The organism is Streptomyces hygroscopicus subsp. hygroscopicus (assembly GCF_001553455.1).
Classification (GTDB): domain Bacteria; phylum Actinomycetota; class Actinomycetes; order Streptomycetales; family Streptomycetaceae; genus Streptomyces; species Streptomyces hygroscopicus.
In genome coordinates this window covers 1-5200 of sequence record NZ_BBOX01000591.1, presented here as the reverse complement: position 1 = coordinate 5200, position 5200 = coordinate 1, and the positions used below count along the sequence as shown (strand labels likewise).

The 5200-nt window shown below is 71.8% G+C and carries 3 protein-coding genes; all 3 read left to right on the top strand.

Going from position 1 to position 5200, the window contains the following annotated elements; translation table 11 throughout:
• Positions 1-93 precede the first annotated feature (93 nt).
• The 3 genes from AXW62_RS39070 to AXW62_RS39060 are packed head-to-tail and all read left to right on the top strand — an operon-like array spanning position 94 to position 4982.
• The gene (locus tag AXW62_RS39070) at positions 94-1650 is read left to right on the top strand and encodes an SCO6880 family protein (RefSeq protein WP_037647477.1); all 1557 of its coding nucleotides are present in this window, start codon (positions 94-96) and stop codon (positions 1648-1650) included.
• Positions 1651-1699: 49 nt separating this feature from the next.
• Positions 1700-3103 (top strand): ATP-binding protein, encoded by a 1404-nt coding sequence (locus AXW62_RS39065; protein ID WP_370682977.1) that lies wholly within the window; start codon positions 1700-1702, stop codon positions 3101-3103.
• A 1-nt stretch (position 3104) separates the two neighbouring features.
• Entirely contained in the window at positions 3105-4982 is a 1878-nt protein-coding gene (locus AXW62_RS39060) for a P-loop NTPase family protein (RefSeq protein WP_063817739.1), read from the top strand.
• Positions 4983-5200: the final 218 nt, after the last annotated feature.

Here is a 5200-nt window from a genome sequence, read left to right as displayed (position 1 = left end):
CGCCAGCCGCACCGGCCACCCCGGAGGCTCAGCCGGCGCCCCCCGCACGAACCGCAGCTCCGGCAACAACCCGGGAGGTGACCGACGGTGACGATCGACGCCCAGTCGCATCCCATCGCGCCCCGTCGCACATATCTGATCGGGCGTCCCCGCCCCAACGCCATCGTCGGCAAGAACCGCGAGACCGGCGAGATCGCGCTGATCATCGCGGGCGCCTTCCTCGGCATGATGTGCGGGCTGCTGGTGCCGGTGCTGATGTTCCGCATCCTCACCCTGGTCGGCTTCCCCACCCTCGCCCTCGCCGCCGTGTACGTCCCGTACAACGGGCGGACGTTCTACAGGTGGTTCGAGATCAACCGCTCCTACAAGCGCAGCGTCCGTAAGGGCACCACCGCCTACCGCTCCGGCGCCGCCGAGGCCGGCACCCGCCTCGACGGCCGTGAGATCGAGGTCGGCCCGCCCCCCGGCATCGGCCGGATCAACTGGCTGGCCGCCCCCTTCGGCCCCGACGAGATCGCCGTGCTTCTGCACGCCGACCGCCGCACCGTCACCGCCGCCATCGAGATCGAGGGCCCCGGCGTCGGACTGCGCGACAGCGAGGACCAGGAGGCCCTCGTCGACCGGTTCGGCACCCTGCTCAAGCACGTGGCCAACGGCGACGGCTTCGTGACCCGTCTGCAGATGCTGGCCCGCACCCTCCCCGCCGACCCCGACGCACACGCCAAGGACGTCGAGCGGCGCGGCGACGACCAGGCCCCCGGCTGGCTCAAGGACTCCTACGACCAGCTGCAGTCCATGGTCTCGACCTCCTCCGAGCAGCACCGCGCCTACCTCGTCGCCTGCATGCACTACACCCGCGACCTCGCCGCCGAGGCCCAGGCCATCGCACGCGCCGCCCGCCACAGCGGCGGCGGCCGCCGGCTCGACAAGGACGCGGGCCTCGCTGTGGTGATGGCCCGCGAACTGACCGACATCTGCGCCCGGCTCGCCGAGGCCGACATCCGGGTGCGGCAGCCCCTGGGGCAGGGGCGGCTGGCGTCGCTCATCCACTCCATGTACGACCCGGACCACCCCATCGACCACATCCAGGCGATGACCAAGCGGAACGCCTGGCCCGCCGAGCTGGACGCGATGGAGCCCACCTACCTGCAGGCCAAGACGCGGGAGTCCAGCACCCGCGAGCCCTGGTGCCACGCCACGGCCTGGGTGAAGGAGTGGCCCATGACGCCCGTCGGGGTCAACTTCCTCGCCCCGTTGCTCGTCCACACCCCCGATGTCATCCGTACGGTCGCCGTCTGCATGGACCTCGAGCCCACCGAGGTGGCCATCGAGCGGATGCTCACCGAGAAGACCAACGACGAGGCCGAGGCCAGCCGCGCCGCGAAGATGAACCGCACCGTCGACCCGCGCGACATCGCCGCCCACGGCCGGCTCGACCAGCGCGGCGAGGACCTCGCCAGCGGCGCCGCGGGGGTCAATCTCGTCGGCTACATCACCGTCTCCTCCCGGTCACCGGAAGCGCTCGCACGCGACAAGCGGACCATCCGGGCCTCGGCGGGGAAGAGCTACCTCAAGCTGGAGTGGTGCGACCGCGAACACCACCGGGCCTTTGTGAACACGTTGCCGTTCGCGACCGGCATCCGCCGATAGAGACGACTGGGACGACAGGGACGATAGGGGCTCCGCCGTGGCCGATCCGATGAGCGCCATCACCGATGCGTTCACCAGCTTTCTGTTCGGGAAGGTGGAGACGACTCGGCTGCCCGTGCGCACCTCCACCGGACAGGCCCAGGCCGTCTACCTCCCCACCGCGGCCCCCGGCCTCGGCGACTCCGGCGTGATCATCGGCCGCGAGGTCTACTCCGGCAAGGGCTACATCTACGACCCCTTCCAGCTCTACGGCCAGCAGCTGCCGGCCCCCCACTGGCTGGTGCTCGGCGAGTCCGGAAACGGCAAGTCGGCCCTGGAGAAGACCTATGTCCTGCGCCAGCTGCGGTTCCGCGACCGCCAGGTGGTGGTGCTGGACGCCCAGGGCGAGGACGGCGTCGGCGAATGGAACCTCATCGCCCAGGAGCTGGGAATAACGCCCATCCGGCTCGACCCCATGGCGGCCCTGGACGGCGGTATCCGGCTGAACCCCCTGGACCCGGCGATCACCACGACCGGTCAGCTCGCCCTGCTCCGTACGATCATCGAGGTCGCGATGGGGCACGGACTCGATGAGCGCTCCGGGTTCGCCCTGAAGGTCGCGCACTCCTACGTCAACGAGACCATCGTCGACCGCCAGCCGGTGCTGACCGACATCGTGGAGCAGCTGCGCCACCCCGAGGCGGAATCGGCGGAGGCGATGAACGTCGACATAGACGACGTACGGGCCTGGGGCCTCGATGTCGCCCTGGTGCTGGACCGGCTGGTCGACGGCGATCTGCGCGGTATGTTCGACGGCCCCACCACGGCCGGGATCAACCTGGACTCGCCGCTGATCGTCTTCGACCTCTCGCATATCGATCGCAACTCGATCGCGATGCCGATCCTGATGGCCATCGTGGGCGTCTGGCTGGAGCACACCTGGATCCGCCCCGACCGCAAGAAGCGCATCTTCCTCGTCGAAGAGGCGTGGCACATCATCAACTCGCCGTTCGTCGCCCAGCTCTTCCAGCGGCTGCTGAAGTTCGGGCGCCGGCTGGGCCTGTCCTTCGTCGCCGTCGTCCACCACCTGTCCGACGTGGTGGACGGCGCGGCGGCGCGGGAGGCCGCGGCCATCCTCAAGATGGCCTCCACACGGACGATCTACGCCCAGAAGGCGGACGAGGCACGGGCCACCGGCCGCGTCCTGGGCCTGCCCCGCTGGGCCGTCGAGATCATTCCGACGCTCTCCCCCGGTATCGCGGTATGGGACGTCAACGGCAACGTACAGGTCGTCAAACACCTGGTCACCGAGGCCGAGCGGCCCCTGGTCTACACCGACCGCGCGATGACCGAGGACGCGCTGGCCCTGCGGATGGCGGCCGAGGCGGAGGCCGAGGAACGGGCCGCCGCGGCGGTCGAGGCGGTGGAGGCGGAGACCTACGGCGGACCGTCGTACGGATCCACGGTGGCGTGAGATGGCAGCGGGACACAATCACGGCGGGCCCGCGGACCGCGGAAGACCTCCGTCCGCGGAGCGCGGCATTCCGGACGGTCTGCTGATCGGTTCCATCGCCCTTCTGCTGGGCCTGATCGGCCTGGTGTGGTCGGCGACCGGGCTGTCCGGGCTCTTCGCCCGCGGCGCCTGGCCGGACAACCTGACCTTCATGCGGACACCGGTGGCGCTGCGCCATCTGGTGGAGGAGCCGCACGACCTGGCCGCGGCCTGGCCCAGTACCCCGAAGCACCAGCTGTCGGGGTACGGACTGTTCTGGGGCATCTTCATCAGCGAGCTGATGGTGCTGATCGTGTTCACGATCTTCGCTATCGGCACGCTGGCCCGCTACCGGACGGTCCGCGCCCAGCGCCGCGTCGCCCGTGCGAAGGCCGCGGAGGCGAAGCGGCTGGGCCTCACGGACGCGGGGACCGCCAAGGGCGGCACCAAGACCGCGAGCGGCGGCCGTACGAGGCCGGACCCGGCCTCCGGCATCGAGGGCATCGAGACGCCGCCCTCGCCCGCGCCCGGCCCGGGAGGCGGCTCAGCGGCCCCCGGAGCCGCCTTTGGCCCCGCCAGGGCCGCCGCCGAGGGCGCCCCGGCCTCCTGGCCCCGCAGCGCCGCTTCCGACCGCCTCGCCGTGCCCGCCGCGCCGGATCAGGCCGAGGCGCTCCCCGGCAGCGGTGCCCTCGCACCCACCCCCGGCCACCACCACGGCACCGAGCCCGTCGCCGCTCAGGCGGCCACGGGGCCGGGCCCCGACCCGCGGCCTCATATCGCCGAGCAGAGGGCGAGCGCTCAGGACGCCCCAGCCGGAGACACCTCCGCGCCCGCCCCCCATGAGGACCTGTCCGCCGCGTCCGCGCGGCCGCTCCCCACCCCCCGCACCGACCCGCCGGCGGCGACCGGCCTCGCCGAAGGCGCACCGGCCCGGTCCCGCGTCCTCTTCGGCGCCCAGCGCGGTGAGTCGGCGGTCCACACCGTCCTGGACGCCGTCGGCCCCCTCCTCGTTGTCACCAGCGACCCCAAGCTCTGGTCCACCACCAAGGACGCCCGCGCCACGCTCGGGCCCACCCACGTCTTCGACCCGTCCCATCTGCTCGACACCCCCGCCCGACTGCGTTGGAACCCGGCGGCCGGCTGCGGCTCCCGCGAGATCGCGGCCGCCCGCGCCGCCGCCCTCCTCGCCCCCGTCCGCCCCGCTCACACGATGGACCGGCCCATGGCGGAGGCCGCGGAGACCATGCTCCGCTGCTGGCTGCACGCCGCCGCCGTGGACGGCCGGCCGTTCCGTCATGTGCACCGCTGGGCGCAGGGCAACTCGGCCCATGAGCCGGTACGGATCCTCCGCACCCATCCCAAGGCGGCGGGCGGCGCGGCCGGCGAGCTGGAGGCCACCCTCACCGCACACCGCGAACGCCGGGACATGGCCCAGGAACTGACCGCGCGTGCCCTCGGCGCCCTCTCCTCGATCCACATCCGGGACGCCTGCAATCCGGGACGCGCCGACACGCTCGCACTGGAGTCATTCGTCGCCGAAGGGGGAACGCTCTATCTGATGGGTGAATCCATCGAGGATCCCCGCACACAGCCGGGTGCGATGCCCTTCCTGACCGCACTCGCCTCACACGTGGTCGAGCACGGCCGGCGCATGGCCGAACGGTCATCCTCCGGTCGGCTCGACCCACCACTCACCCTCGTCCTGGACGACGTGGCCGCCGTGGCCCCGATCCCGGCGCTCCCCGACCTCCTCACTCAGGGCGCGGCTCAGGGTCTGCCCACACTGGCCCTGATGCGCTCCCAGGAACAGGCACGAGCCCGCTGGCCGCACCGCACCCTGGCGAACCAGGAGCTGGGCTGAGCCGCACGCGCGAGTGGTCTGAACAGAACACCGACAGCCCCTGGCGAGGGCTCTTCGGCCTCCATGCGACCTGGCGCGGGCTCGACAAGCTACGGGGTCGAGGTCCAGCGGTCCGGAGATCTGGCGGTCCGCCATCGCGCTCGCCGACGCCGACTCTCCCCGGACACCCGGCGCATCCCCCATACATCCAAATCGCCTAGGCACCCATGCCTGAACGC